The following is a 2362-nucleotide window of genomic DNA, read 5'->3' on the forward strand; positions in this document are numbered from 1 at the left end:
ACCTACAACCTCGTCGAGTACGTCTCCGACCAGACGATCGACGGCGAGCCGGTCGGCGTCGAGGTGTTCAAGAACACCGCGTCGCTCGCCGAGGTCGAGGGCGCGGATCCGGACGCGGTGATCATCAGTCCCGGGCCGGGCCACCCGAAGAACGACCGCGACGTGGGCGTGACGATGCCGGTGTTGCGCGACCTCTCGCCGACGGTGCCGACGCTGGGCGTGTGCCTCGGTCTGGAGGCCGCCGTGTACGAGTACGGCGGGACCGTCGGGCACGCGCCGGAGCCGGTTCACGGCAAGGCGTTCCCCGTCGACCACGACGGCGAGGGCGTGTTCCGCGGGCTCGACCAAGGGTTCCGGGGCGGCCGCTACCACTCGCTCGCGGCGACCGAGGTCACCGACGCGTTCGCGGTGACGGCCACCACGGACCACGACGGCGAGTCGATCGTGATGGGGATCCGTCACCGCGAACACCCGATCGAGGCGGTCCAGTTCCACCCGGAGAGCGTGTTGACCGGGTCGGGCCACGACCTCGTCCGGAACTTCCTCACTTCGGTCTGAGGGTCCGGGCGTCAGGCCCCGTCGCTCGGCGAATCTTCGTCGCCGTCGGCTTCCCCGTCGGCGTCTTTCTCGTCACCTTCCTCGTCGAGGCCCCGCCCGGCGAGGCCGACGAGGTGGCCGACCTCGGCGAGTATGATCTCGTCGACGCCGAGCTGAACCGCGTTCTCCGAGCCCGGCAGACAGAACACCGGCGTGGCGGAGACGACCCCGGCGGTCGCGCGCGACCCGATCGTCCGCGTGCCGACCGCCTCGTGAGAGAGCCGGCGGAACAGCTCGCCGAACCCGGGGAGCCGCTTCGCGAACAGCCCTCGCACGGCCTCCGGCGTGACGTCGTCCGGCGTGACGCCCGTCCCGCCGGTGGTCACCACCGCGTCGGTGTCCTTCCGGCGGGCGAGGCGGTCGACGGTGCCTTGGACGCTGTCGTAGTCGTCGGGGATCAGCTCGCGGACAGCCACCTCGTGGCCCGCCTCCTCGAACGCGGCCGCGACGTAGTCGCCCGCCGGGTCCTCGTCCGCTGACCGCGAGGAGGACACGGTGACGACCGCGACCGCGACCGACTCGGCGTCGTGGTGGTGATGGTGGTCGCGGCCGTGGTCGTGGTCATGACCGTGACCGTGATCCTCTCGGTCGTCGTGGCTGTGGCCGTGGTCGTCGTGGTCGCTCATGGACCGACGTTCGGCGCCCGCGTGAAAACATCTCCCGGTCGGCGAGCCGCGCATGGCCGTTCCGGGCGACCGCCGGAGGGCCGGAGTCCGCTCGGAGACCCGTCGCCGTTCAGGGCCAGTCGTCTCGGGCCTGCTCCTCCGGCGCCTCGTCGGTCTCGTCCTCGGTCGCGAGCGTCCACTCCGCGGCCTCGGCGGCGTCCTCGACGTGAAGGAACTCCCAGTCGGTCGCCTCGGCGACCGCCTCGTCCTCGTCGTCGATCCCGACGAAGACGTGGCGGTCCGTGTCGAACTGGCCGCTGATGTTCTCTAAGCTCTCCTCGACGCCGCGCGGCCCGGAGAAGAAGTCCTGTCGCACGCGGTGTTTCCGCGTGAAGTTCGTGACGACGTAGGTCGGCTTCTCGCTGACGACGCCGACGTACTCCGTCCACTGTCGGGCGTTGTTGAACACCGCGTTGGGGTCCGCGAGCGCTTTCAGCGCCTTCAGCTCGAACGCCAGCGTCATGTCTGTGGATCCGCCGCTGTCCATGCGCCAGGTTACCCCCGCCCGGCGAAAACAACTTCGCTTCCGCGCAGCCACCCCCTCCGCCGCTCACCGACCGGTCGCGGTCCTCTCGGCGGCCGCGGGGGTCTCACCGCGCTCGCACCCGATAGTAATCGGTGAACTTCACCACGTCGCCGTCGTCGAGGTCGCCGGTCTCCGGCGCCGTCTGCGGCTCGTCGGCTAGCTCCCGCACGATCTCCTGTTCGTCGTCGTCCAGTTCGTCGTAGTGCCGGACCCGCGCGTCGGCCGGAACGCGACCGGTGCGACGCAGCCGTAGCCGCCGTCCGGTGTCTCTAAGTGACATGTGGTACCGTATGACATGGTTAATCATAAACGTTTTGCGGCGGTCGCTGACTCGACCGACGCCGTTCGCCCCGCGTCGCGGGCGCGACGTTCCACCGCCGTTGGCAGCGGTTCGACTGTCGGCGGCTCAGTCGTCCGCTCGGGGGAGCGTGAGCGTGATCGCCGTACCGCGGGGCTCCGCGCTCGCGACGGCGGCCGAGCCGCCCGACTGCCGAACGACCCAGTAGACGAGCCACAGCCCGAGGCCGCTGCCGTGGTACAGCGCGTCGACGGCACGGCGGTCGACGCGCTGTAC

5 protein-coding genes are annotated in these 2362 nt (G+C 70.4%); 1 reads left to right on the top strand and 4 read right to left on the bottom strand.

What is annotated here, in order from left to right; all coding sequences use genetic code 11:
* On the top strand, positions 1–558 hold a 558-nt coding region (trpG, locus tag B9G49_RS15930; RefSeq protein WP_086217020.1), incomplete at its 5' end, for an anthranilate synthase component II.
* Between the two features lie 11 nt (positions 559–569).
* Here the strand turns inward: trpG and B9G49_RS15935 are convergent.
* The 4 genes from B9G49_RS15935 to B9G49_RS16880 all read right to left on the bottom strand — a co-directional run.
* Entirely contained in the window at positions 570–1223 is a 654-nt protein-coding gene (locus B9G49_RS15935) for a molybdenum cofactor biosynthesis protein B (RefSeq protein ID WP_086217021.1), read from the bottom strand.
* A gap of 109 nt (positions 1224–1332) precedes the next feature.
* Entirely contained in the window at positions 1333–1749 is a 417-nt protein-coding gene (locus tag B9G49_RS15940) for a hypothetical protein (protein WP_049929803.1), read from the bottom strand.
* Between the two features lie 103 nt (positions 1750–1852).
* Positions 1853–2068, bottom strand: a complete 216-nt coding sequence (locus B9G49_RS15945; RefSeq protein WP_049929801.1) for a hypothetical protein — start codon at positions 2066–2068, stop codon at positions 1853–1855.
* A gap of 126 nt (positions 2069–2194) precedes the next feature.
* Positions 2195–2362: ATP-binding protein (locus B9G49_RS16880; protein WP_143414728.1), on the bottom strand; the 168-nt coding region annotated here is incomplete at its 5' end.

Source organism: Halorubrum sp. SD683, assembly GCF_002135045.1.
Lineage (GTDB): Archaea > Halobacteriota > Halobacteria > Halobacteriales > Haloferacaceae > Halorubrum > Halorubrum ezzemoulense.

Coding starts and splice junctions, on each gene's coding strand:
- B9G49_RS15935 (WP_086217021.1), bottom strand. CDS start 1,223: ATGAGCGACCACGACGACCACGGCCACAGCCACGACGACCGAGAGGAT.
- B9G49_RS15945 (WP_049929801.1), bottom strand. CDS start 2,068: ATGTCACTTAGAGACACCGGACGGCGGCTACGGCTGCGTCGCACCGGT.
- B9G49_RS15940 (WP_049929803.1), bottom strand. CDS start 1,749: ATGGACAGCGGCGGATCCACAGACATGACGCTGGCGTTCGAGCTGAAG.